Annotated in this window: 28 protein-coding genes; 1 reads left to right on the top strand and 27 read right to left on the bottom strand. The window is 36.5% G+C overall.

The window, feature by feature from the left end:
* Positions 1-186: 186 nt before the first annotated feature.
* The 16 genes from DS745_RS00925 to DS745_RS00850 all read right to left on the bottom strand — a co-directional run bounded on the left by DS745_RS00925 (position 187) and on the right by DS745_RS00850 (position 15,784).
* Positions 187-666 carry a cell wall elongation regulator TseB-like domain-containing protein gene (locus tag DS745_RS00925; protein WP_129076330.1) on the bottom strand — a complete coding sequence of 160 codons (480 nt, stop codon included), beginning with the start codon at positions 664-666 and terminating at the stop codon, positions 187-189.
* 8 nt (positions 667-674) lie between these two features.
* A complete protein-coding gene (locus DS745_RS00920) occupies positions 675-842 on the bottom strand; it encodes a YpmA family protein (protein ID WP_129076329.1) in 168 nt (55 codons plus the stop codon).
* Positions 843-1,321: 479 nt separating this feature from the next.
* Positions 1,322-2,620: an amidohydrolase gene (locus tag DS745_RS00915; RefSeq protein ID WP_129076328.1), complete on the bottom strand. Its 1,299-nt coding sequence runs from the start codon at positions 2,618-2,620 to the stop codon at positions 1,322-1,324.
* A 25-nt stretch (positions 2,621-2,645) separates the two neighbouring features.
* Positions 2,646-3,542, bottom strand: a complete 897-nt coding sequence (locus DS745_RS00910; RefSeq protein ID WP_129076327.1) for a ComEC/Rec2 family competence protein — start codon at positions 3,540-3,542, stop codon at positions 2,646-2,648.
* A gap of 38 nt (positions 3,543-3,580) precedes the next feature.
* Complete coding sequence (gene dinG, locus DS745_RS00905) at positions 3,581-6,391, bottom strand: ATP-dependent DNA helicase DinG (protein WP_129076326.1); 2,811 nt, start codon at positions 6,389-6,391, stop codon at positions 3,581-3,583.
* 157 nt (positions 6,392-6,548) lie between these two features.
* Complete coding sequence (locus DS745_RS00900; protein ID WP_129076325.1) at positions 6,549-7,601, bottom strand: tetratricopeptide repeat protein; 1,053 nt, start codon at positions 7,599-7,601, stop codon at positions 6,549-6,551.
* Positions 7,602-7,683: 82 nt separating this feature from the next.
* Positions 7,684-8,067, bottom strand: coding sequence for an aspartate 1-decarboxylase (gene panD, locus DS745_RS00895; RefSeq protein WP_129076324.1), 384 nt, complete (start codon positions 8,065-8,067; stop codon positions 7,684-7,686).
* A 28-nt stretch (positions 8,068-8,095) separates the two neighbouring features.
* Positions 8,096-8,941 carry a pantoate--beta-alanine ligase gene (panC, locus tag DS745_RS00890; RefSeq protein WP_129076323.1) on the bottom strand — a complete coding sequence of 282 codons (846 nt, stop codon included), beginning with the start codon at positions 8,939-8,941 and terminating at the stop codon, positions 8,096-8,098.
* Positions 8,938-9,774, bottom strand: coding sequence for a 3-methyl-2-oxobutanoate hydroxymethyltransferase (panB, locus tag DS745_RS00885; protein ID WP_129076322.1), 837 nt, complete (start codon positions 9,772-9,774; stop codon positions 8,938-8,940). The genes panC and panB overlap by 4 nt, the downstream gene beginning before the upstream one ends.
* A 493-nt stretch (positions 9,775-10,267) precedes the next feature.
* Positions 10,268-11,227: a biotin--[acetyl-CoA-carboxylase] ligase gene (locus tag DS745_RS00880; RefSeq protein ID WP_129076321.1), complete on the bottom strand. Its 960-nt coding sequence runs from the start codon at positions 11,225-11,227 to the stop codon at positions 10,268-10,270.
* A complete protein-coding gene (locus tag DS745_RS00875) occupies positions 11,220-12,377 on the bottom strand; it encodes a CCA tRNA nucleotidyltransferase (RefSeq protein WP_129076320.1) in 1,158 nt (385 codons plus the stop codon). Before DS745_RS00875 ends, DS745_RS00880 begins: the two co-directional genes overlap by 8 nt.
* A gap of 7 nt (positions 12,378-12,384) precedes the next feature.
* Positions 12,385-13,512, bottom strand: a complete 1,128-nt coding sequence (gene bshA, locus DS745_RS00870; protein ID WP_129076319.1) for an N-acetyl-alpha-D-glucosaminyl L-malate synthase BshA — start codon at positions 13,510-13,512, stop codon at positions 12,385-12,387.
* Complete coding sequence (gene bshB1 / locus DS745_RS00865) at positions 13,509-14,246, bottom strand: bacillithiol biosynthesis deacetylase BshB1 (protein ID WP_129076318.1); 738 nt, start codon at positions 14,244-14,246, stop codon at positions 13,509-13,511. The genes bshA and bshB1 overlap by 4 nt, the downstream gene beginning before the upstream one ends.
* Positions 14,222-14,620 carry a methylglyoxal synthase gene (gene mgsA, locus DS745_RS00860; RefSeq protein ID WP_129076317.1) on the bottom strand — a complete coding sequence of 133 codons (399 nt, stop codon included), beginning with the start codon at positions 14,618-14,620 and terminating at the stop codon, positions 14,222-14,224. Before mgsA ends, bshB1 begins: the two co-directional genes overlap by 25 nt.
* Before the next feature lie 13 nt (positions 14,621-14,633).
* Entirely contained in the window at positions 14,634-15,440 is an 807-nt protein-coding gene (gene dapB / locus DS745_RS00855; RefSeq protein WP_129076316.1) for a 4-hydroxy-tetrahydrodipicolinate reductase, read from the bottom strand.
* 14 nt (positions 15,441-15,454) lie between these two features.
* Positions 15,455-15,784 carry a nucleotide pyrophosphohydrolase gene (locus tag DS745_RS00850; protein WP_129076315.1) on the bottom strand — a complete coding sequence of 110 codons (330 nt, stop codon included), beginning with the start codon at positions 15,782-15,784 and terminating at the stop codon, positions 15,455-15,457.
* Between the two features lie 221 nt (positions 15,785-16,005).
* Here DS745_RS00850 and DS745_RS00845 point away from each other — a divergent pair, with 221 nt between their 5' ends.
* Positions 16,006-16,881, top strand: a complete 876-nt coding sequence (locus DS745_RS00845; protein WP_129076314.1) for a YitT family protein — start codon at positions 16,006-16,008, stop codon at positions 16,879-16,881.
* A 99-nt stretch (positions 16,882-16,980) separates the two neighbouring features.
* Here the strand turns inward: DS745_RS00845 and DS745_RS00840 are convergent, their stop codons facing one another.
* The 11 genes from DS745_RS00840 to DS745_RS00790 form a co-directional block, all read right to left on the bottom strand.
* Positions 16,981-17,658: a zinc metallopeptidase gene (locus DS745_RS00840; protein ID WP_129076313.1), complete on the bottom strand. Its 678-nt coding sequence runs from the start codon at positions 17,656-17,658 to the stop codon at positions 16,981-16,983.
* 104 nt (positions 17,659-17,762) lie between these two features.
* Positions 17,763-18,554, bottom strand: coding sequence for a sporulation protein YpjB (gene ypjB, locus DS745_RS00835; protein ID WP_129076312.1), 792 nt, complete (start codon positions 18,552-18,554; stop codon positions 17,763-17,765).
* Positions 18,555-18,610: 56 nt separating this feature from the next.
* Positions 18,611-19,204, bottom strand: a complete 594-nt coding sequence (gene lhaT / locus DS745_RS00830; protein WP_479680216.1) for a lipoprotein heptaprenylglyceryl N-acetyltransferase LhaT — start codon at positions 19,202-19,204, stop codon at positions 18,611-18,613.
* 54 nt (positions 19,205-19,258) lie between these two features.
* Entirely contained in the window at positions 19,259-20,035 is a 777-nt protein-coding gene (locus DS745_RS00825; RefSeq protein ID WP_129076310.1) for a menaquinol-cytochrome c reductase cytochrome b/c subunit, read from the bottom strand.
* A gap of 37 nt (positions 20,036-20,072) precedes the next feature.
* On the bottom strand, positions 20,073-20,744 hold the full coding sequence (gene qcrB / locus DS745_RS00820) for a menaquinol-cytochrome c reductase cytochrome b subunit (RefSeq protein WP_129076309.1): 672 nt from the start codon (positions 20,742-20,744) through the stop codon (positions 20,073-20,075).
* 13 nt (positions 20,745-20,757) lie between these two features.
* The gene (locus tag DS745_RS00815; protein ID WP_129076308.1) at positions 20,758-21,258 is read right to left on the bottom strand and encodes a QcrA and Rieske domain-containing protein; all 501 of its coding nucleotides are present in this window, start codon (positions 21,256-21,258) and stop codon (positions 20,758-20,760) included.
* Positions 21,259-21,374: 116 nt separating this feature from the next.
* Positions 21,375-21,851, bottom strand: a complete 477-nt coding sequence (locus DS745_RS00810) for a YpiF family protein (RefSeq protein WP_129076307.1) — start codon at positions 21,849-21,851, stop codon at positions 21,375-21,377.
* A 175-nt stretch (positions 21,852-22,026) separates the two neighbouring features.
* On the bottom strand, positions 22,027-22,578 hold the full coding sequence (locus tag DS745_RS00805) for a ReoY family proteolytic degradation factor (protein ID WP_129076306.1): 552 nt from the start codon (positions 22,576-22,578) through the stop codon (positions 22,027-22,029).
* A 130-nt stretch (positions 22,579-22,708) separates the two neighbouring features.
* Entirely contained in the window at positions 22,709-23,743 is a 1,035-nt protein-coding gene (locus DS745_RS00800; RefSeq protein WP_129076305.1) for a hypothetical protein, read from the bottom strand.
* Positions 23,744-23,800: 57 nt separating this feature from the next.
* Complete coding sequence (locus DS745_RS00795; RefSeq protein WP_129076304.1) at positions 23,801-25,066, bottom strand: tetratricopeptide repeat protein; 1,266 nt, start codon at positions 25,064-25,066, stop codon at positions 23,801-23,803.
* A gap of 130 nt (positions 25,067-25,196) precedes the next feature.
* Positions 25,197-26,129: a hypothetical protein gene (locus tag DS745_RS00790; RefSeq protein ID WP_129076303.1), complete on the bottom strand. Its 933-nt coding sequence runs from the start codon at positions 26,127-26,129 to the stop codon at positions 25,197-25,199.
* Positions 26,130-26,298: the final 169 nt, after the last annotated feature.

Below are 26,298 nucleotides of genomic sequence, written 5' to 3'. Positions count from 1 at the left end.
CATTACTGCTAGATAATCGTTTCACTTTTGCCTGGCCGATGATTACCACCGAGCTGCTGGCGCCTTGAGCTAGCCAATTATTTATTTGTTTTTGTTTACCAAGCTAAGTAAGATATGATCTTAAATCATACTATAAATCTGTTCTAATCTGCTTTCAAGTTCTTTTTCAGATAATTATTGAAATTGTTATTTCGCTAAATGGTAATTCTTTAAATAAGTGCCATCTTTAAAACTGATAAAATAATAGGAGAGACGATTTTGTTGATCTTTGTATGTTATCTCATATAATGGAATTGTATTTTCCATACCAAGCTTAATACTAATTAACTTTTTGGGGGTTAGCTCTTGTTTGATAAAAAGAGAGACATCATCAAAACTTATTCCATCGCTTTTTGGTTTCACGACATGCGAATCTAACGCTTCTGCTACCCAGATATAGATCTCTTCGCCATTAACATCAAGTGCCTCAAATACTTGGTAGCTTTCTGAACCATGATAAAAATTTACACTAACGAATTCTTCTACACCAATATGTTCAATTACGTAGTTAGCTGCTTCACTGTTAGCTTCACGAATAGGTTCTTTAGCTTCAGAAAAGAACAAATAAGATTGCCAAAAAAAGAATATCATTACAAGTACACCAATAAATCCAAAAATTTTCCCCATAGTTTACCTTATGTACGATAAATGGTAAATACCATTTTTGTTTTATCTTTTTCATCTAACGCTAGACCAAACATTAAATCGCGATCCTTAAGTGTTCGATTACATGTATCGACTATCTTATATAAATCTGATGATTTGTTAACTTTAACAGTAGAGATTACTTCTATTTTATTCACCGAAACTCTCCCTTTCTAGACCCTCTTTTTGTCTATACACTTTTTAATGGAAAGCTTTCTTCCTTGACTTTTAAATATTACTAAACATACCTCACTACTTACCGGAGATAATAAAGATACCGCTCAACAAAGGAGGCGTGAGCGTGAAACAGACATCTCTTACTAACAAACCAATAACAAACCTAAGCATATGTGATTGGTACCAAATGGAAAAAGAGAGCTTTTCTTTATCATCGCCAGAAAGACCTAAGGTAGAAAACACATTAAGTTTTTGCTTTAGACAAACTGCTTTTCCAAATTCATTAAGAAAAACCTAATTTTTTTCTTATGAACTCTTTACATGTAGTACGAAGTACAACTAAATAACCTCCAAAACCTACACCTAATCATTCAAAAGGCTTACTCATTTCAATTGGTCTAAATAAGTCCTCAGCAAGCTTATTTAGATCATACCATAGTTATGAGCTAAGCCTCTTTTTTTATGAGTATAACTTCTTAAAGGCTTTATTAGCATAAAAAATAATTTGTTCTTCATCCATGGTTAAACACTGACCGTCCCGTACTAGGCATTTGCCGTTTACATAAACTTCTACTACATCTGCTCCTGATGCAGAATAAACTAGATGTGATAAAACATGGCTATTCGGTTGGAGATGGGGCTTCTCTGCATTGACAATCACAAAATCAGCAGCATAACCTACCTCGACAAGACCAAGACTGTCAAACCCTAATGCCTTAGCGCCGTTATAAGTAGCCATCAAAAATGCCTCATTGGCTGAGACGACCGTTGGATCTTCACTGCTCCCTTTATGAATTAAAGCCGCCATTCGCATCTCTTGAAACATATCTAGGTTATTATTAGAAGCTGCACTATCTGTCCCAATTGACACCAAAATTTGTTTCTTAAGCATTTTTCCAACAGGAGCAATCCCAGATCCAAGTTTTAAATTGCTCATTGGATTATGGGAAACTGCTACTTGATATTTCTCCAAAATGTCTAGTTCCTCATCCGTTAAATGAACTCCATGTGCAATTAAAGTATGAACATCAAAAACTCCTATCTCTGCTAAATGCTCCACAGGTCTTTTTCCATACTTAGTAAAGTGTTCACTTACTTCCTTTGCTGTTTCAGACAAATGCGTGTGAATTGGCAAATGCTGCTTCTTTGCTTCATGGACAATCATTTCTAGAAATTCTGGTGGACATGTATAAGGAGCATGAGGGGCTAACATTGTTGTAATTCTCCCCTGCCCAATTTTTCTTAGATCCCTACTTAATTGTAGTGCTTCTGCAAGCTTACTTTCTTGTTCAGTCTTAGAACATAGACCTATCATTCCTCTAGTCAAACAAGAACGGATCCCCGATGTATCAACCAAATTTGCGATTAAGTCTAAATGAAGATGGTACATCTCTAAGAATGTCGTTGTCCCACTTTTAAGCATTTCTAAGATAGCTAGTGACGCTGCTGCATTAATAGTTTCATCTGTGAATTTAGCTTCCATTGGCCACATTTTCGTTTCGAGCCAAGTAGCTAATGGAAGGTCATCCCCATAACCTCTCAATAAGGTACTGCCAATATGTCCATGTGTATTTATTAGGCCTGGTATTAACCAGTTACCTTTTAGGTTTACTTTATTAGGTATTGATGAAAATTGATCTAATTGATCTTGTGTACCAACTACCTCTATGACTCCATCTTCTACTACCATAAATCCGTCAGGTATGACTACCTGATTTTCCCCAGTAACAATGACCCCATTGTAAAAAAGCTGTTTCATCCGTTTCTCCTTTTGTTAGATCACACTATTTTTTAAATAGTTTCGATAAGTTATTCGCTAATCCGAAGGAAAACTCTTCTTCCTCTGGTCTTACTGTCAAGATTTCGTAATCATCATTATGACATTTAATTGAAACAGTACCTAATCGATATGTTTGGTAGATATCGATCCACGTTTCTTGAAGCCGTTCCAATACGAGTTCACTAACTGGAAAATCCTTTTTCTTAAAAAGAATAGCCACTTGCGGATCTACTTCGTCCAAAAAACGTTGGGTAGTTCCTTTCGCACTTCCAAAATCAGCTACCTTAAGGATTGTTGATTTTAGTGAATATTCTTCAACTAATTGCTTTTCCACTTGTTTGTCAGCAATGCCCATAAACAATAATGTTTGTTTCCCATAGCTAAATAATATGGCTAAGGCACCCTGATCTACACCTTCGCGTTCCTCAACATAAATAACCTCCGACTTTAAAAACGGAATTAATTCTGTTGAGTCTCCCTTTTTCCAACCAATCACTTCTTTATCATGAAGAAAATAAAAGGATACCATTTGATTTTTCAGAATTGCTGGAACGATAACAGTTTTAACATTAAAATTATCAATTAACCACTGCAAGTTTCCCGTGTACTCTTCAGTTTGATTTGTAATGATAATTGTGTCGATGAATTCAACATCATACATCTTCAACCTTTGCTCTAATTCTTCTTGAGATTCAAGGCTTCCTGTATCGATGAGGATATTTTGCCCTTTTCCCGATTGCAATAAGGTAGCTTCCCCATTAGATAAATCGAAGAATGTATAGGCTAAATCCTGCTCTTCAAGATTTAAGTCGACTTCAATCGTTTCACGCTCTGCTAAAGCGATTGTCGGTGACAAAATGATACTTATTACTAAGAAAACGATAGCTAAAACTTTTTTCAAGATCATCACTCCGAGATACATGTTTCAAATCTTTTACATTATAACCAATTTTCTAAGTCATATAATAGTTCCTGTAAAGAGTTTTCTTTTAAAGGTACTGTTGGTAGTGATTGAATAAAAAGCTTTCCATAGCGTGTTTCAGTAATTCTTCGGTCAAATACGAAAATGGCTCCGCGGTCATGTGATGAACGAATTAACCGGCCAAATCCTTGCTTAAAGCGAATGATTGCCTGTGGTAACGACAGTTCCATAAATGGACTTTTCCCTTGTTCCTTAATATACTCACTTCTCGCCTCAAACACTGGATTATCAGGAGGAGAAAAGGGAAGCCTGACGATAATTAAACAACTTAAGTCTTCTCCCGGGATATCTACACCTTCCCAGAAACTACTTGTTCCAAACAAAATTGCACGATCAAATTGTTTAAAGTTTTTTGTTAGTTTCGCTCGACTACCACTACTAATCCCCTGCCCAAAAAGCACAAACTCTTCATTGACAATACAATCCTTTAGTTGATAATAAGCTTTTCTGAGCATATCATAGGAGGTAAACAGCACTAACATTCTACCTTTCGTAACTTTGGCAATCTCTAAAATACTAGTAACAACCTCGTAAATATATTCCGCTTCATCAACTTCTTTAATATTTGGCAATGTCGTTGGTATCATCAATTGTACTTGGTCAGCATAGCGAAAAGGGGATTCGATTACTCGGGTAACTACTCCAAAATCTCCTAAACCTAAACGATTAACGATGTAATCAAAAGAGTTTCTTACCGTTAATGTTGCTGATGTCATTATGACACTTGACTTCTTACTAAAGAAGTTCTCCGCTATTATTTCTGATACTTCAATTGGTTTATTATAAATAAAGGTTGCATTTCTAGCACCTTTCGCGTCAACTTCCATCCAATAAACAAAATTTGGATCATACTGAAGCAACAATTCTTCTAGTTTGCCCTTTTCATCTGAGATATTCCCATAAACACCTTTAAAGGCAGTAAAAGTACCGATCTGCTGAAAGTTTAACTCATCTTCTTCAAGCGATATCTCATCTATCACTGTTTTCATGGCCTTCAAGCCGTCTTTTAAAAGCATCTGTACCCGCAAGACTGTTTCTTGTATTTCACGCCAGCCTTTCCCTGTCATTTGATGTGGGAAATATCGCATACTTTTCCTTCCTACTTCACTGTTCGAATGACCAAAGCGATTGACAATTGTCGAATGAATGAGACGAAAACATTCATCTAGCTCGAATTTTACATCAAGAGTAAATTGGTCGAGTTTTTCTAAAGTAGGTTCTAAATTCAAACTAAGTTCTTCCTGCAAAACTGAGATTTGCTGTAATAAATCATTACTTTCAAGTGTACCTAACCTTGAGAACAACTGGTGGAAGACAAAATAATCGGTTCGCAGTCCGAAGTGATCACTTGCGACTTCTTCAAGATGATGTGCTTCATCAACGATTACTTGTTTATAGCTTGGGAGTAATTGATGATCTTGTGTCAGATCGGTAAACAATAATGCATGATTGGTAACTATTAAATCTGCTCCATACGCATTATTTCTTGCACGATGATAAAAACACCTTGAAAACCAAGGACAATGCTTGCCGATACATGTCAACGCATCACTCTGTACTTCATTCCAGAATAATCTGCCACCGCTTGGGAGGTTCACCTGCTCTACATCTCCTTCAAGCGTTTCTGTAAGCCAAATTAGGATTTGCCCTTTAGAGAGAAGCGTATCGTAGTTTTGGTCAATTTGATCATCTAGCTTTTGTTCAAACTTCCTTAAGCATAAGTAATGACTCCTACCCTTTAAAACAGCTGAGCGAAATGGAAATGGGACAGCGGCTTTTAAAATCTTCATATCTCGTTCAATTAGTTGCTGTTGCAGCTGAACGGTATGTGTACTAATCACTAACGAAGATTTTGATTCTTTCGCATAGAATAACCCAGGTAGTAAATAAGCCAACGATTTACCTGTTCCTGTACCCGCTTCTACCAAGAGATGTTGATTCGACGCTAATGCTTCGTCAATTAATTCCATCATCTCCTTTTGCCCTTCCCTTATTTCAAAGCCAGCCATCTGGCTTGAAAGTCTTTTTTCAATGGCTTCTATTTCTTCTTTAAACTCCGGAATGTCATCTAAGAAGTCATCTTTATTGACTGAGTATGACTTTCTAAGTACTAATTGACGGAACTCCTCCAATTCTGAATTAACGATAGGAACGGATGTTAATTTCTCGTTAATGACTGATTGTAAAATTTCATCCAAGGAACTATCAAGTCTTGAAACAATCGGCTTTAACCTTTGTAATGTTAGTAAAGGTAATTGACTTATTTTTTCTAAGAGAATTAATAAAATCTCTGCCGTAACCTCCGCGTCACTATCTGCTTGGTGAGGACGATCATGATGTAGGTTTAATTTCGTAGCCAATTGACTCAGCTTAAAGCTTTCTTCAGAAGGTAAGAGTAGCCTTGATAACTCGACAGTATCAATAATAGGACCATGAAAGGAGTTATACCCTGATAGTTCTAATTCAAATTGCAAAAATGATAAGTCAAAAGGAACATTATGGGCAACAAAATATGCCCCATTTAAGTACTCCATGATTTTAGGCGCAACGGTACTGAATAGTGGAGCATCTGCTACATCTTCATTATTAATTCCAGTAAATTGTTGAATAAAAGCTGGAATTTCCATTTCAGGATTTATAAAGCTAGAAAATCTCTCAACTATCTTTCCGTCTTCAACAACCACAGCACCAATTTGGATAATACGATCTCCCTTTTTAGGGTTATTACCAGTTGTTTCTAAGTCTACTACGACGTATTTATTTTTCACTAGCTTCACCTCTCAAAACGCCCTTTTATATGTATTCATTCCCCCAGCATAACTAGTGAGTTAAATAACCATTTTAAAGTTTACAGCGAAAAGTCCAAGGGTTTTTACCCCTGAACCTTTTTTGTATAATTTGTCTTAGTATTATCCCATCATACCATTAATTGATAATTTTATCGATTAATGGGTGCTGTATCTTTTGCTGTCTTGCTTTTTCAAGATACATGTAAAAACGCTCTTTATCCTCCCATTTTGAGAGAAGCCACAAATAGGAAATCCAGATATTTATATCTTCTTCATTTTGCTCGAGTAGCTCTTCAAACATGGTCATTGCCTGTTTTTTCTCATCTAACAATCCGTAGTTCCAAGCAATGCCATGAAATACCCAAGCCTCATGAAACCCAAGTGCCTCAATTCTCTTATAGCAATGAACTGCGGCTGAATAATAACCATACTTTTCAAATTCGTATGCAATTGTAACTAACAGATCTTTATACTCCAACGACTGTAATGCTGCATACCATGCTTCGAAGGCTTTTGTTTCATTGCCAAGTTTTAAATAACAATGACCTAGAAAATACTGCGCTTCTCCGTCTTCTTCATTTGCTTCAATCGTTTTCTCTAAATAAGGAACGGCAAGCTGATAATTTTTTAACATTACAAATGCCATGCCTATATTATACGGAACATCTGCATTATTATAAAGGGAATTAGCCTTTTCAAAATAGTGTATTGCCTCTTCATATTGATGAACTCTACCGTATAGACAGCCTAATCCAACATAAGCAAAATGTTTTTCTAAGGAATTTAAAGTCGTATGAACAACAAATAAAAAGGCTTCCTTTCCTTCGTTAAACTTTCCTTCATATAAATAGGAGAAGCCTAAGTACAAATAAAGAACTAGCTCTTGATGTTTCTCATTGGCAATTTCTTCTTTTAAAGTAGGAATTGCTTTAGTAAACATCTCTAAATCAAAGTAATGAGGTCCTTCTAAATGTTCTTGAACAGCAATCGATTTTGTTGATGATGCTTTCTCAATTTTCAGTTCTTTAATGTCTTCTAGTTTGTCTTCCATTTCCATCCAAGTATCTAGTAAAGCTCCGCATTCTTTTGCTAGCTCTTCATATAAGTTTTCGTTAAGATTGTTGCTTTTTTCGATCGATTTTTTTAATTTCCAATATCGGGTATGCCAATCGTTCACCCATTTTTCCATTAAAAATCCCCCTAACAGCTAAAACAACTTATGCTAAGTGTTTTACATTAGGGAGATTTATATTCTCAATTTACAGCTGTCTTTATCGGATCGTAAATGCTGGTTCCGTACCAAGCATCTCTACAATACGATTATTTTCATCCATGATCGCTACTTTTGGTTGATGAGTTTTTGCTTCTTCATTTGTATAAAGGCCATATGAAATGATAATGACTACATCGCCTTCTTGAACCAGTCTTGCTGCAGCACCGTTTAAGCAAACTACACCACTACCTCGCTCGCCTGGGATAATATACGTTTCAAGTCTGGCACCATTGTTATTATTCACGATTTGGACCTTCTCATTTGGTAGCATGTCAACAGCGTCTAAAATATCTTCATCAATTGTCACGCTACCTACATAGTTTAAGTTTGCTTGCGTAACCCTGGCACGATGAATTTTCCCTCGCATCATTTGTCTGAACATTTAAGCTTCCTCCTGGATCTCCTAATTTTTATACAGTTATTATTACATTATCAATTAAACGAGCTTGTGAGAACTTTACGGCAACAGCAATAATCATCTGGTCTTCAATCTGCTCTACTTCTTCTAAATCGGGATAAGAAAGGATCTCAACATAGTCAACAATACCAGAGGTTTTAGTTTCCAAATGGCCGATAACATGTTGTTTAATCGTACGACAGTTTATTTCTCCAGACTGAATTGCTGTAATTGCTTGTTGAAGACTTTCAAAAATTTCTTTCGCCTCGTCTCTTTCAGCTTCTGATAGGTAAACATTTCTTGAACTTTTCGCAAGCCCATCTGCTTCTCGTAACGTTACGCATTTCATCACTTGAACAGGCAAGTTAAAGTCTGCAACCATGTTTTCAATTACCGCTACTTGTTGAGCATCTTTTAAGCCAAAATAGGCTCGAGTAGGTTGAACGATATTGAAGAGTTTTAAGACAACAGTTGCCACTCCATCAAAATGGCCGAGACGGGATTTCCCACAAAGAACCTCGACTCCCTTTTTTACAGTAACTGTACAAGATAATTCTTTAGGGTAAATTTCATTGACATCAGGGTAAAAAACAACGTCTACCTTTGCTTCACTCGCTAACTTTTCATCTCTTTGAAAATCCCGAGGGTACCGGTCAAAGTCCTCATTTGGACCAAATTGTAACGGGTTAACAAAAATACTCATCACAATAAAGTCATCATGAATTCTTGCTTCATTTACCAATGAAATATGACCTTCATGTAAATAGCCCATAGTTGGCACAAATCCAACCGATTTTCCTTGCTCTTTCACATCTAATACTATTTTCTTTAGCTCAGCTATTGTTTTGACAACTATCATTCTAATCCTCCATACAAGCGATCAAGCTCTTCGTTTTTCATAGTAAACGTATTTTCCTGACCTGGAAAACGACTTTCCTTTACTTCGTTTACGTAGGAAGAGACAGCATCATGAATGATTGGAGTAATATTTGCATATTGCTTAACAAATTTCGGCACATGACCATTACCATAACCGACTAAGTCATGGTAAACTAGCACTTGCCCATCAGTATTAATCCCAGCACCAATACCGATAACAGGGATGCTCAATTGTTTAGCAATAAGATTTGCCAATTGGGTTGGAACACATTCTAACACGAGCATACAGGCTCCCGCTTCTTCTACCTTCTTAGAATCTTCAATTAACTGCTTAGCTGTCTCAGCATCTTTCCCTTGAACTCGGTAGCCACCCATGACTCCAACTAATTGGGGTGTAAGTCCTAAGTGAGCCACAACGGGAACGCCTGCTTTTGTTAACTGCTCTATCGTCTCAATGACAGCACCATTTCCTTCTAGTTTGATAGCATGAGCGCCAGCCTCTTGCATAAGTCTTCTGGCGTTTGTCATCGTTTCTGCTAGACTTGAATGGTATGTTAAAAAAGGCATATCCGTTACTACAAATGTATTTTTCGCCCCTCGTTTAACCGCCTTGGTATGCATGATCATATCCTCAAGAGTTACAGGGATCGTTGAGTCATATCCAAGAACGACCATTCCCAAAGAGTCTCCTACTAAAATTACATCTACTCCAGCTTCCTCTACTAGTCTTGCTGAAGGAGCATCATATGACGTTATCATAACAATTTTCTCACTATTTTTCTTCATTGCTTTAAATGTAGCTGTTGTTTTCATTTGTTATCCTCCTTCTCATTATTCAGAGGAGAAACAATGAAACTATTTGTTTTCTCTGTATAACAAAGGCTGTTTTCGCAAAGTTTGTTGCTTTCGTAAAAATCCCAAATGCCCGATTTTTACACAAAATACTAAGAATTCACAACTAATTTAGTAAGTATTGCTCTTTTCTTACAAAATTTATTGGCTGATATCCTCATCTAGGGTATTTTTCCCGATTATTTCAGGATAAAAAGCAACCATGTTTACGAAAAGAGCCATAACAAAAAACTTCTCACCAAAAAGGAGAGAAGGATTTCAGTGATACACAGAAAAACAGGTTCTGTATAAGCATCTGATCGTAGTTTCATTATCCCTCTGTCCTAGTCCTTTTGGGATCAAGGCAGAATTAATTAAATTCAAAAACAGGTATGACCAAACATTTTGGTGCAGTTCAAGTAAACGATACTGCCCATGATGCTTTAAGTATAGCAAAAAAAATCTATCTGCGATATTAAAAATCTATATCTGCTGAATAAATTTTATGGATTGTTCCAAAATCGTCTTCTAAAAGAAGAACTCCATCTTCTGTAATTCCTTTTGCAAAACCCTCAATAGCTCCAGAAACCGTTCTCGCAGTAATCCTACGTCCAATCGTAGTGGCATGTGCTTCCCACATTTGTTTGATTGGCAAAAAGCCGTCTTTTAAAAATAATTCATAGAGCTGCTCAAACTCTGCCATGATACTTTGCATCACAAGAGCGCGGTTTACATCTTCGCCTTTCTCTAAGGATAACGAAGTAGCGATCTCTTTTATTTCATCAGGAAAGTTTTTTTGATTAACATTGATACCAATCCCGATAATAACAGAATGAATTTGATCAGGGTCAGCTTGCATCTCGGTTAAAATCCCGACGAGTTTTTTCCCTTTTAGTAATATATCATTCGGCCACTTAATGTCACAATGTAGACCGGTTGCTGCATGGATACCACGAATTACGGCGACCGCTGCTAATAGTGTTAGTTGCGGTGCCCTTTGTGGAGGAATTTTTGGCTTTAAAATCATGCTCATCCAAATGCCCGTACCTATTGGAGAAAACCAAGCACGTCCAAGTCTCCCCTTGCCACCAACTTGTTCGTCAGCAACCACAATCGTTCCTTCTGCAACCTTTTCCCTTGCTAGCCGATGAGCAATTTCTTGTGTCGAAGATACTGACTTTTCGTAAACAACATGTTTTCCTATATAATTTGTTTTCAGACCAGCTTTTATCTCGTTTTCAGTCAATAAGTTTGGTTGGTGAATAATCCGGTATCCTTTCCTTGGAGCTGCCTCTAACTTATACCCCGCTTTTCGAAGCTCCTCAATGTGTTTCCAAACAGCCGTTCTCGAACACCCAAGATGTTGGCTAATCGCTTCACCAGAAACAAAATTTCCTTGATGGTCAAGTAGCATTTGTAACAACTCACTACGCATCTATCAATCCCTCCTCCCTTAACCATTTTATAATCGCACTTTTTGTATTTTCTACCTTTTGGTTAACTACAGCTAGTTCAATTGCTGTAATCAATTGCCCTATTTTAGATTTTGGATCATCGTTAGTTAGTAGCAAAGCTATTTCATCGCCTCTTACATCTAACTCCTTTTTATCCTTGATCGGAAGCTTTCGATACCCTTTTTCAACTTCTATCGGATTTTCAATTGTATGTAACAAGGCTGCCCTTACTCGTTCCGTTCGCAAACTTGTGTCTAAACCTAAATAATACAAGTCTTCACAAGTAAATCCACTTTCTAATATTGAGGGTAGACGCTTTATGATTGAAGCTACCTCTACAATTATTTTTTTTGGTTGCTTCCAATTTTCTAAGAAGACTTCAGGGTCTTCAAGGTTTGAAATAAATAATAAGAACGTCCATACCTCAGTACGATTCGTCAGCTTTGTTAGGGTGGTAGCGACATCTTCATCAAGCAATGCCTTTCTCAGCGGTAATAATGCTTCAAGTTTTTCTAATAGGTTTGTTTCGTTTAAATACCCAAAACTCCTTTTTACATAGGCTCCAGACCATATTTTTTCAAGTTCTAGTGAAACTCGTTCAATAGCAACGTGATTAATAAGAAAACCATTCATTTTTATTGCCTCTAACGTATCATCCTCGATTGCAAAGCCAAGCTGACTAACAAAGCGAATCGCTCTTAGCATCCTTAGTGGATCTTCTTGAAATCGCAAACTAGGATTTTCAACACAGCGAATCATCCTCTGATTAATATCGTCTTTTCCTCTGAATGGGTCCACCATATCACCGTTCCTAGACAAACCCATCGCATTCATCGTGAAGTCTCGTAACCTCAAATCTTCAAACAATGTATTACCACGATAGCTAGTAACTTCAAACGATTCCCCTTGATGACGTACGACAACTGTTCCATGCGCAATCGCTACATCAATTGTTTTCGGAAAAAGCACCTTCACTTCAGTTGCAGGGGCAGAAGTGGCAATATCGATATCGTGAATTTCTCTATTTAATAGAAAATCGCGTACCGCTCCCCCCACTATGTAAGCTTCATAGCCCGCTGTTTTTAGCTTTTGGATAATATAGTTAGCCTGTTGAAGAAAATGCATGTCCATCAAAACCCTACCTTGCTAATACCGTATAGTAAATATCTTCATATTTAGAAATTACTGTGTCTTGGCCAAATGACTCAGTTGCTCTTTGTAAAGATTTTTGAGCCATCTCTGCATGCAGTTCGCTATTACTGAGAATTTCAATAGCTCTAGCAGCAATCATATCTACATCACCAATATCACAAATATATCCTGTTTCAGCATTCGTGATGACTTCAGGAATACCTCCCGCATTGGTTCCAATCACAGGAACTTGACAGGCCATTGCCTCAAGTAAGACTAGGCCAAAGCTTTCTTTTTCAGAGAGTAGCATCATTAAATCGCTAATTGATAGAAAATCAGCCACGTGCTTTTGATTCCCGAGTAACAGTACTTTGTCTCGTATACCTAATTCTTTGACTAATTGACAGACCTTTGAATACTCTGGTCCGTCTCCAAGAAGAAGTAACTTCGCATCCATATGATCTAAAATTTTCGCAAAACTACGTACCACATCTGGCACTCGTTTTACCGAACGAAAATTAGACACGTGGATGATTACTTTTTCATGGTCAGCAATATTATATTCTTGTTTTAAGCAACCACAATCCTTCTTAAAGTAAACACGATTGTCAACAAAATTATAAACAGGTTCAATATGTTTCGTTGTATGTAAAAGTTGTTCTGTTTGTTTAATTAGGTCAACCGATACGGCAGTTACAGCATCTGATTTCTCAATTCCAAACCTAATCATCTCACTTAAAGATTGATCATAACCCAGAACGGTAATATCCGTACCATGAAGGGTCGTAACAATTTTTAAGTCTCCACCAACCATTTCTTTTGCTAAATACGCACAAATTGCATGAGGTATCGCATAGTGAACATGGAGGATATCTAAGTTGACACGTTTTGCTACCTCAGCCATCTTGTTTGCTAATGACAAATCATACGGAGGATACTGAAACACTGAATAGTTATTTACCTCAACTTGATGATAAAAAATGTTAGAGTACACTTTATCTAAGCGAAACGGTACTCCTGATGTAATAAAATGGATCTCGTGACCTCTTTCAGCTAAAAGTTTTCCAAGCTCAGTGGCGATGATCCCAGAGCCACCTACAGTTGGGTAGCAAGTAATTCCAATTTTTAATTTCATCTCTTCTCCCTCAATAGTTGTTGAATTAAGATTGGGCGTTCAGATATAAACCCTTCTCCATAAGCAACTCCTACTTCTTTTCCAAATAAACTTTCTCTAGCTACAACAGACGTAATGTAATTATTCGTCAACGGTGTGTCAACGCTTCCTGATTGTTTTGTGAATTGGCTTTCATAAGCACTCAAGGCTTTTTTCTTCAATTCTATTTCAGACGAGATATCGATAACAAAACTTGGCTTATGAAACCCGTTAATCATGTATAAGTAATAATCAGTGACTTTATGTGGTGGTAATTGTCGTTCATCTTCATATTTACGAATACCGGCAGAGAAGATTGCCTCTTTAACTAATTTTGCACAGTTACCATGATCAGGGTGGCGATCCTCGAAATAAGGTGCAAAGACAATTTCAGGACGATAATAACGAATAATTGTTACAATCTTTTTTAGTTGTTCTGCAGTATTGGAAATACCACGATCAGGAATGTCCAATTGAATTCTTTTCTTTACCCCTAATATAGCTTGTGCTTTTTTTGCCTCTTCTTGTCGTAACTCTACATTTCCATTTGAAGAAAGCTCAGCTTGGGTCAAATCACAAATCCCAATAGAATATCCTTGATTGCTATATTTGGCAATCGTACCCGCCATGCCAATTTCAACATCATCGGCATGGGCGCCAAAAGCTAAGATATCTAAACCACGGGCTAATTTTACGGATTGATAATCTTTCTCCACTCAAAATCTCCCCTTGCTAAACCTTTTACTAATATCTCTCCCGTTGCCATATTTGTAGCAAGTGGAATTCCGTATACGTCACATAAACGAATTAACGCCGTAATGTCAGGCTCATGAGGTTGGGCTGCTAGTGGATCTCTGAAAAACAATACTAGGTCCATTTCATTTCTAGCTACTAATGCACCGATTTGTTGATCGCCACCTAGCGGACCGGATTGGAACCTTTCTATCTCTAAGGACGTTGCTTCCATTATTCTAGTTCCTGTTGTACCAGTACTATATAGCTTGTGGTTTTTCAAGATCGATTCATAGGCAATCGCGAACTGAACCATATCAGGTTTTTTCTTGTCATGAGCAATTAATGCTATTTTCATACGAACTTCCCCTTTATTCGATAATATTTTCTAACCCATAAACCAATAAATCCAGTTTCATCACCGTTTCAACAGCTAGTTTTATACCAGGCATAAATGATGTTCTATCAATCGAATCATGACGGATCGTTAATGTTTGACCTACTCCGCCAAAGAGAACTTCTTGGTGAGCTACTAGACCAGGTAAACGCACACTGTGAATTCTCATCCCTTGAAACTCAGCACCTTTTGCTCCCATTAGTTCTTCTTTTTCATCAGGATTTCCTTGTTGTTTTGGTTCACGAACTTGAGAGATCATTTGTGCTGTCTTAACTGCGGTTCCTGATGGTGCATCAAGTTTACGGTCATGATGCATTTCGATAATTTCCACATCGGGCATGTAGCGAGCAGCCATTTGTGAGAATTTCATCATTAATATCGCACCAATCGCAAAATTAGGAGCAATAATCGCACCGAGACTTCTTTCTTCAGCTATTTGAGAAAGTTCTTTGATATCGTCTTCTGTAAATCCAGTCGTTCCTACAACCGGTCTAACCCCATGTTCAAAAGCAATTTCCATATGCTTTCTTCCGAATTTAGGATTAGTTAAATCAATTAGAACATCAACCTCCTGTTCGCTAAAGGCTTTATGTAAATCAACGTAAATAGGAACCTCTACATTAGGCATCCCCTCTAAATCTGCAAGGGTTTTCCCTTCATTTTTCGTGTCGATTGCCGCAACTAATTGAAAATGAGGTGTTGATGTTACCATACGAACGGCTTCACTTCCCATTTTTCCTCTTGCTCCTGTAATTGCTACTTTTATAACTGTTTCTGTCATTTATACTAACTCCTTTACTCCTCTATTTTGGTCCAACGATCTTTGTCACGAGTTCGGAATTTCTCCATGACGAGATCAAAAGATTCTTCTAAACTAATGTTTAATGAATTAGCAAAGCATACTAATACAAAGAATAAGTCTCCTAGCTCTTGCTCCATTGTCTTTTCTTCTTCGGAAGACTTTTTTGGCTTTTCACCATAATAATGATTAACTTCTCGAGAAAGTTCGCCTAGCTCTTCCGTCATTCTAGCTAGCATCGCTAAGGGACTAAAATATCCTTCTTTATATTGTCCAATATAATTGTCTACTTCTGTTTGAATGTCAGTTAATGTTTTATTGTTCATGCTCTCACCTCAATTTACTTCTAGTAACATGTTAGCTAAATCTTCATGATTTGACAAATATTATTTGTCGGTAGAAAACAAGATAAGTAAATATAAAGCTATTTACCAGTTCACTAATCGTGTTCATCATTAACATTATATCCTTGATTTATTTATTGTAAAAATTCCGGTATAATATAGTTCGCGGAACACATGGAAAAATTATGAAAAGGGACTGAATTATGAATACACCAATTAAATTCAAAAATGTTTTTTATATCCTATTAGGTGCGGCAATTATGTCGTTTGGACTCGTCTATTTTAATATGGAAAATAACCTAGCAGACGGTGGTTTTACTGGAATAACACTTATTCTGTTTTTTATGTTTGGCTTTGATCCTGCCTATACTAACCTACTATTAAATATCCCATTGTTTTTTATCGGTTGGAAAGTACTTGGAAGAAATGCGTTTATTTATACTCTAATCGGAACGACAAGCTTATCACTATTTCTATTTATTTTTCAAAGATACCGATTTCTCGAAATCCCTCTTCATGACGACATGACTCTTGTTGCACTGTTTGCTGGGGTGTTCATTGGGGTCGGGCTTGGAATCGTCTTTCGTTTCGGTGGAACAACCGGAGGCGTCGATATTATCGCTAGGCTTGGGTTTAAGTACTACGGTTGGAGTATGGGGAAAACAATGTTTCTGTTTGATGCAGCTGTTATAACTTCCTCAATTATCTTCTACTTAAACTATCGCGAAGGTATGTATACATTAGTAGCGGTTTTTATTAGTGCGAAAGTAATTGATTTCATGATACAAGGGGCATATTCCGGTAAAGCTGCTTTTATCATTTCAGATAAGTCCAAAGAAATTTCAAGCTGCATTCTTCAACAAATGGATCGCGGAGTCACCATTTTAAAAGGGACAGGTAGTTTCTCAGGACTTGATAAAGAAATTCTGTATTGCGTTGTAAGTCGAAATGAAATTATTCGCTTAAAAGGAATTGTTGAGAAGGTCGATCCCCATGCCTTTGTTACGGTCAATGATGTTCAAGATGTTATGGGTGAAGGCTTTACTTTGGATGAGTATAAACGTCCAATTGAACACTAGAGAATAATTATCAATTGTCAATTTTGAATTGTGAATTAAAATCAAGTGGTTGAAGCATAGAAAAAGGATGGCCCGCTACTTGCGGTCCATCCTTTAGTTTTAATCGTCGTTACGCATTCCGATATACATTAATACGAAACGTAAAAGTTCCATTACGGCAACTACAGCAGCAGCTACGTATGTCAATGCAGCAGCATCTAAAACTTTTTTCGTTTCTCGTTCTTCATTGTTTCGAATGACACCTACAGAAACGATTTGTTCCATCGCGCGACTTGATGCGTTAAATTCAACTGGTAAGGTAACAAGTTGGAATACTACAGCTGCAGCCATAAAAACAATTCCTAGTAAAAGTAAGTTTGGAATTGACATTAAAATACCTGCTAAAATGATAAAAATTGCACTGTTCGATCCAAAGTTTGCTACTGGCACTAGTGCATGGCGGAAACGTAAAAAAGCATAATCCTCAGCATCTTGCATCGCATGCCCAACTTCGTGAGCTGCAACTGCAGCACCTGCTACAGAATGCCCATAGTAATTTTCCTCAGACAAACGTACTGCTTTTGCTCGCGGGTCATAATGATCAGTAAGCTTTCCTGGGATTGGCTCTACTGTTACATTATATAGTCCATTATCGTCTAAAATTTTTCGAGCTACTTGCGCTCCTGTCATACCAGATGAAGCTGGTACTTGTGAATACTTTTTGTACGCACTCTTCACCTTCATTTGTGCCCAGATCGGGATAATGATAAGTATGGCAAAATAAATTAAGAAACCCATCGATCAAATAACCTCCGTTGTAGTTTGAGTGAGAACACTCAAATAGTATTTATCTATAATTTTAGTGAAACTTCTTTTCTGTGTCAATTATTTCGACAAGGAATCTATTTTTGTTTCATCTTTACTTTACTTTTTTCACCTTTGTATTTCCTATAGCCCACATAAGAAAGCGACATTAGTATTGTTCCACCAATTGATAGAATGACCCACCATAATGACGGATCGGCTTGATCTTCCTCGAAACCTTTATATAGGTTTGCAAAATCTTCTTCCATTAGTTTTAAATGTTTTGATTTATCCTCATCATTAATAATTGTCGCACGATATCTCTCAACAAATTTTACATGGGAATCAATTCTTTGAAATTGATGCGGTAATAAATCAATCATGATTGCAGGGCGAATTACTGCATACCTTTGTAAGAAACCATTAAAATGATGTTGAAAGGCATTGTTGTCGCCGCTTGAAACGGCCTCTCTCATCTTTGCAAAATAATTCATTACTTGAGTCTCAGTATTTTTCCACAACGGATGGTGTTCTGATACGAGCGCATCAATAACTAGACGAAATTCCGAAACAGCTAATACTCTTTCTTCATGGCTTGCTCCTGCACTTGTAACAGCCCCCATAGCTTTTTCATAAGAAGTAGTAATTAAGCGAAGATGTGTCATGGACAAATTTTGATCATCGTAACGAATTGCTAAAAATTGTTTAGAGAAAAAGTCCATAACCTGCTTTGCTTCACTATATTTTTCTTCCTTTACAAGCTGGAGTATTTTATCCGCTGTTTTGTTTAAATGTTGCCAGTCTTTTTGTTCTACGTCCTTTTCTGCATGAACACTGGTAGAAAAAACAAGAAAAAATAAACAAATAAAAACGAGCATCTTCTTGTGCATGCCTGTCCCTCCTCTTCTTCTAATTAAATCCTATGAAGAGGTGGACAAGAGTAGACCTACAAATTGAGTTTGTAGCGTGTTTTTCTTACTGCTATGTAATAAACCATGAATAGTGAAAAGATACTCAACCAAAACGTAAAATACCCTATATGAGGCACATAGTCATATAAAGATCTAGAAACCCAAGGGTGCATTCCAAAAACATAATCAATCACATCATTATGTAACGTCCATACAGCAACAACAACTAAATGCCATGGTTTAATTCGAAAAAAAGGAGCAAAAAGAATTGCCTGTAGTGCCATTGCTAAATGAGAGGCAATTAACATATAGTTTTGCCACATTAATGTTGATCCAGCTACGCCCGCAGCAATGTTCATAACAACTGCCCATACCCCATACTTAATTAAGGTAACAGCAGCAAAGGCCTCCATCAACGGCCAGTTTTTTTTGAACAAAAACATTACCAAAACAAAAACTAGAAAAAGACTTGCAGTTGGACTGTCTGGAACAAAGATGTAAAAATGTGATGGCGTAATTGCCAACTGGTCCTTATACCACCAATATCCATAGATTGTACCGATCAGATTAGCCATCAATAAAATAACTAATACAGATCGTTGCTTAAAAAGGTAGAGAATTTGACTAATCATTTTTTCCTCCATTTAGAAAAAAAGCTGACATAAATGTCAGCTTTTTCTTTCTTATTCAGGTTGCCCATCAGCAGCAATGTACTCTGCTAAAATTTCAAGTTCTTCAGGTGTTCCAGCGAAAAGACCTGCTGGCATTCCTGGGGCACCTTCTGTGATAATTTTGATGATTTCTTCTTTTGTGTAATCATGTTCGAATACCGAAGGGGCAACACCAGGATTTCCTTGCATGTTTTCACCGTGACAGCCTATACATGCACCTTGTTGTAGCCAAATTTGATATCCTTCAGCATCAGTATTAATTTCCTTTTCTTCAACAATCGCACCTTGTTTTGCAGCAGCTTCCCAGTCATGGCTAGCAACTGACTCGTAAGTTAACCAAAAGATTGAAGCTATTCCCAGTAACATTAGCCCAGATGCTATTGGTCTTTTAATTGGTCGACGTTCAGCACTTGTATCTAAAAATGGCGCTAATAATAAAGCTCCGAAAGCAATACCTGGAATAACTACGGCCCCAAGAACCGTATAATCCCCTGAAGCAAATTCATATTTCAATAATTGGTATAAAAATAAGAAATACCAGTCTGGTAATGGAATATAACTTGCGTCTGTTGGATCAGCAACACGTTCAAGTGGTGAGTAGTGAGCAACTGTTAAACATAAATAACCAACTAAGAAAACTGCACCAACCATCCATTCTTTAAGTAAGAAGTTTGGCCAAAATGCCTCTGTTTTCCCAGGGTATTCAGAATAGTCTTTGGGAATGTTCGGCTTTCTTTCAGCCGGCACACGAGAATCCCCAACAAATTTCATTCCTTTCCCACGATGCATAGTTTTCCCTCCTTTTGCCTATAAATTAACGTAGTTTTTACAACGGTCCAGAGATACCTTGTTTACGGATCATCACAAAGTGAGCTCCTAGTAAACCTAGTAATGCACCTGGTAAGAAGAATACATGGATGGCAAAAAATCTAGTTAACGTTTGTGCCCCAATAATTTCTCCACCGGCTAATAAAGTCTTTGCAAATCCACCAATGATAGGTGCACTCTCAGCAATTTGTAATCCTACTACTGTTGCAAAGTATGCTTTCATATCCCAAGGTAATAAATAACCCGTAAACCCTAAACCTAACATAACAAAGAAAATAAGTACTCCTACAACCCAGTTTAATTCACGAGGCTTTTTGTAAGAGCCTGTAAAGAAAACACGTAACGTATGTAGAAACATCATAACGATAACTAAACTTGCACCCCAGTGATGCATGCCACGTACGATTACCCCAAATGTCACTTCATTTTGCAAGTAGTATACAGACTGGTATGCATTAATGATATCAGGTACGTAATACATTGTTAAAAACATACCAGATAAAATTTGAATTACGGTAATAAAAAACGTTAAACCCCCAAAACAATATACAAATGCTGAAAAGTGGTGAGCTGGGTTAACATGCTCAGGCACTTCATGATCAGCAATATCACGCCACATTGGCGTAATATCTAGACGTTCGTCTACCCAATTATAAATCTTATTTAACAATTATTACGCCTCCTTACACCTGTGGTCTTGGTCTTCCTAAATAAACAGTACCGTCGCGAACTTCAAGGTCATAAACAAATAACGGTTGCGTTGGCGGAGTACGATCTACGTTTTTTCCATCTTTTTCAAAAGCTCCATAGTGACATGGGCAGAAGAAGCGATTTGGATGATCATCACTTGTATTCCAGTCAACTGTACAGCCTAAGTGTGTACATACTGGTGATAGCGCAACAATTTGACCGCCTTCTTCATAAATCCAAGCAGAACGAGATACTTCTGATTCATACCAAGCATCAACTTGGTTAATCTTAAAGTCAAATCGCTTTGGCTCATTAGAAAGTTGATTCACTTGTGCTACCGCTACCATTTCTGTTTCTTCACCAGGTTTTAAAGCTGGATCAAGGGCAAAACGCACCATTGGTAAAGTAATACCAGCAGCCATAAATCCTCCAACACCTGTTAACGTATAATTTAAAAACTGACGTCTTGATACTTTATGTTCTTTCTCACTCACTCATATTTCCCTCCTTACATTTTATAATAAGTCCCTCCGGACTATGGTAATACTCATTATACTAGGACATTATCATGATACTTTAATACAATATCACTGTCAATAAAATGATAGAGTTAATTCTCTTCATTTTTAGGCTTTTGCCATTTATTGGTCATTATTGGTAACATCTGTTTAATTTGATTTGAAAGCGTTTCTTGCTTATATTTTGGCTCCATATGTTCTAGAGGGATTGAAGGTATCCATAATAAAGTGTCTTTCATTTCAGTTTCGATTTGTTTCCAATCAATATCTGAAGTTAGGTAGACAATAAAATCAAATCCGTGTTCCTTCAGATGGTCGTCTAACATATTAATTCTCGTTAAACGATCCTCTACTTTTTCACTCTTTAAGTATGTATAGGGTGGAAACTGAAATACCCTTCCTTTAAACTGTCTTTCCAATTCATCGCTAATTAACGTAATGAATTCTCCCATTTGCACAGTTGATTTTAGTTCATTCCCCCACGAAATTGGAATAAGCGGTACAATCGCAGTATCAACATATTCTCTCGCTTGTAAGTAAAGGTCAACTTCTTTTGCTTGCCACTTCATGTTTCTCCTCCTCATAACTTTTTCTACGATTTCAATTTTATACTAAATGTACCAAGAATAAAATATATCAAAATAATTTCTTTGCTATTTTTCCGCTAAAAGATGGTTACTATACAAATTCTTGTTATAATACCCAATTCTTCTTTTAGTATAATATGAGCAAAATGAAAAGCCCTTATTCTTTAAGGGCTTTAAGATTTGATAGCATTTCACTATACTTTAGAAAACTCTCTTTGTCACCGCTATCTAAAGCACGATCGATCAGTTCAAGTAAGCGCTTTTTTTCAAACTGGTGCTTGGCTTGATCAATAACTAAATCAGCAAAAAGACTATATAATTTTTCTGTATCCTTATCAATAGGTGTAAAAGGATTATCTTCTAGCACTGAAACATACTGAGGATTTTTCTTCGCATCTTTAAAATTCAACTGAATATAGACTTCTTCTTCCTTATTAAGTCGTATATCATGGAATGATTTTTCAGCATCCATTGTGACGTGTTGCCTCTTATGAAAACTAAACGGGATACAATCAACATCATTAGCGGAAATAATTAAAGATTTCGGGCAGTATTCTGCATTTTCAACAAAATGGACTTTTTCCATTAAGTGATCATCGCTCATTAAATAATTTAATAACCACGCGCATTCTCTTCTTTTTAACTGATAATTATTTAAGAACCATTTTAAAAAATCTTTTTTTTCTAAAACTGAAATGATACTACTCATATCATATCCCCTCCCCTATTATTGACGATAGCGGGCCTCTTTTATAGTTATCAATCCTTACTAATGTATTTATTCGTTTTTAAAATCAAAATTCCTTTTAAATATAGAAATAATTTAAATATTTTCACAATTATTTCAAAAATCGATGACTCGGTCCAATTGTGTATCCTGTAAAGTGTTCTAACTCGACCTTTGAGACAACATCTAAATAAACTAGCATCTGTAAAAAACGCTTTGTTATGACGTCCTCTTTCGTATCGAAATAGTATTCATTAACAAACGGAGCGAACGCTGACAGAAGGTAGTCTTCCTCTACAGCCTCACCTTCGACTAAGGAGTTAAACAATAGTAGATACAACAATCGAACTGAAGGGAATGGACGTCTATATAGTTTATGCCAATACGTAACAATACTTTGCATAAGTTCATTTATCCGCATTTCAAAAAGTTCTTCTACAGAGGTATGAATTGTCAACGTGTCAGCTGTTTCCTTTAGCCAACCATTTGAGAAGCAAAAGTCATAGATTAATGAGAAGCGGTCCGGATATAGCGAAAATCTTCGACCGTAACCGAATCTCCATTGGTCGTTAGGTAAACTCTCTTTATATGAAAAAACATTCATTAGCGCTTGGAAGTCTTTTTTGTACATAGCACCAGACTTCGTTAGTGTCAATGGTTTGTCCATAATAAAATCTACAAAAGCAAATATGTCGGTAACAATCGTAATTTCCTTTTGGTCAGAGGTAGACGAAGGTAAAATAAAGGAATTATCTTTAATTTCGATTTGAATACACCGAATCAGTTCATTCTTTACTTGGATTGGCACAACATAATTTCCTTGCTTAAAGACAAATAATAGACCATTAGTAGCTAGTTCATTTATCAACTCATGAAATTCATTCCCTTTTCGCTTTGGAACAAAACCATTAAGCTCTTCTTTTGAAATAAACATTTTTTTATCATAACACAAATGTAAAATAACTTTTTTAGCGTCATTAGATAGTTGTTGGTATCTCTCTTTTAAATCATCAAAGTTAGCTAACCTTGGGTAAAGAACCTCCACCAATTCTCTTTTTGAATTTATATTAAGTGAGCGATCGCTCTCTTTTAGAAGTTTCCGTAACTCTGATCGGTCTTGAAAAAGTAAAACATCCATTAAATTCATACTAACCACCGTTCTCTCTATTAAATACTAATGTTAGTATGAACGAATTTCATGAATTTAATAATTAGTATCTAAGTCAAACAGTAATTCATTTAGATGTGTTTTCGAAGAATCTAGCTTTAACGCTTTTCTCAACACTTCTACCCCTTTTTCTTTGTAGCCATTTTCTAAAAGGACTTGTCCATACTCCTCCATAAAATCGCTATCATGAGAGAGAGCTTCCTCGATCTCTTGATAAGTCTGAATGATAGATAAGTCTTCACTTAAATTTCGTTTTGCACTTGCTAGGAACCAATCAAACAAAGGATCTTCCTCTCCCTGTTCCTTTAAATAGTTGATTAATTCTAGAAGTTCTTCAAAACGTTCTTCTTTTTTTAATAAGCTAGACAGCATTTTAGCCCCCTCAAAATTACTAGGGTTTATTGCTACTACTTTTCGTAAGTACTCTTCTCCATCATTAATATACCCATTATTTAAAGAAACTCTTGCTCCTTGAACATACAAAGCCTCATTGAATTCATCAATTTCTATTCCTTTTTTAAAGATTTGTAATGCTTCATGGATTTGTCCCTCTTCTTCGTATGCTTCTCCTAAATATGAGTAGACACTTGAGTAACTTTCGTCCATATCAATAACTTTTTCAAATTGAGTAATTGCTACAGTATATTGGCTTAACTGGAAAGCTGTATAACCATACCCAAAATGTGCGTCAATCGTGGCATTTTCATCTATCCCTTGTTCATAATAGGTAATTGCCTCCTCGAAAGACCCACTAGCACTGTACGCTTCAGCTAAGCGAAGTGCTATGTTCGTTCCATCTAGCTCATCCTGGAACGGGAGTACTTTTTTGTAATAAGGAATTGATCTTAAATAGTCCCCTCTTGATAAGTAAAATTCTCCTAACCCAAATAAGACAATAGGTTCCTCAGGCACTTTACTTTCTGCTATTAGAAGCTTTTGCTCTGCTACTTCGTCTAAGCCTTGAAGTTGATATAAATCAGCTAAAAGTAATTGTCCTTGTACATAGACAGGGTCATCTTCTTTTATTTCTAATAACATTTCGATTGCTTCATCTTCTTCATCTAAGTCAATTAATAATTCAGCCATAAACGTATACAGTTCACCTTCGTCAGGGTATAGCATTAATAGCTCCTCAATTATTGCTTTTGCTAAATCTACTAATCCAAGTTCATAATAAACTTCCGCAAGTGAATATTTCGTATCATGGTCAGCAGTCTCATTTACCTTTTTCAACTGTGTAATTGCTTTTTCCATTTTCCCCTCATCTATTAATGCCAGCGCTTGTTTTAATTCTTTATTCATTTTTCCGCTCCTACCCTATTAGTTTTAGTTTTTATCTATGTTCCCATGTTCTCCTTCAAAAAAAGAAAACCACCTCAAACGGTGGGTTAAGTAAGTAGTTAAGTAATTACTATAATTATAGACATTCCTCTTAATAATAATCAATAGGTATAGGAGACGGTTGAAAGGCATTACTAATAGGCACAAGTTTTCTTGGGACATTTACAGTTAGCTCTTTTCCTGAACCAGGCTTAATAAATATATGTCTACCAGCTTTTTTTACTGTTCCACTTGCGTAAACAATCTCTGGCCGAACTTCATCAATTGTCCCTTTTTCGGCTTCCTCTAACGCTTTTTGGGAGAAGAGCAAATAGTCTGCGTCTGCTCCTATGTGTAAAGAACCCTTGATTGGATACAAACCAATATTTAATAAGAACTCTTTTTGTAGAGGTGTATGCTCATCTGGAACATCTACTAGTGTCGTAATTTTATTTTCTGTTAAAATTTCTTCCCATTTGCTTTTTAATCTTCTCAATCTTCCACTCGAATTGGGAACGTTCCAAATCGGGAGTATCATCGGGTGGTAGGGAAACAACTCATTACGGACCCATTGCCATGGAACAACGTCAATATCTTCCGGCTCAGTAATCTCAGTAAATATCACCGGAACTTTGTGTTTACAGCATTTCCTCGCCAAAGATGGAGTTAGTTTCTTTAACGGAGTTCTTATTCCAATCATATAATCAATGCTACTGTTGATTAATGCATGTTTTACTCGTTTTAAATTACTCTTTACTTCGTTCTCATGGTGAACCTCACAAGCCGTTATTAGAGTTGTACAACCAAGACCCTGTAAGTGTCTCATTCGCTCTTTAATGCTATGAAAATCATTAATTGCTACAACACTAAAGTCGATCATAATATGTCCGGGGGCAATTACGTAGTTTGAAGTGTCCAATCTCATATGATTATGTTTCGAGAAGCGGTTTGAAGTATAAATAATTTTTGAACCCTCAATTAAATAAGAATTTATCTTTTCTTCGCCATAACGGTTTGTTAACGTGTTCTCAATAATATATCTCATTGTACCCTCCTCACTATCGAAGCAAAAGGAGGAATATCGCCCCCTTGAACTTTCGCCTATTTCAATTCTTATAGACAAGCTATGAATGGAGGCCATCGGATATACCATTATTTAGAGAATTTAATGTTTAAAGAATAAAACTTTCAACATAGGTTTCATTCCTTTTTCA

This window comes from Anaerobacillus alkaliphilus (assembly GCF_004116265.1).
In the GTDB taxonomy this organism is placed as follows: Bacteria; Bacillota; Bacilli; order Bacillales; family Anaerobacillaceae; genus Anaerobacillus; species Anaerobacillus alkaliphilus.
The sequence above is the reverse complement of the archived record's forward strand: the minus strand, read 5'-3'. Positions and strand labels throughout refer to the sequence as shown.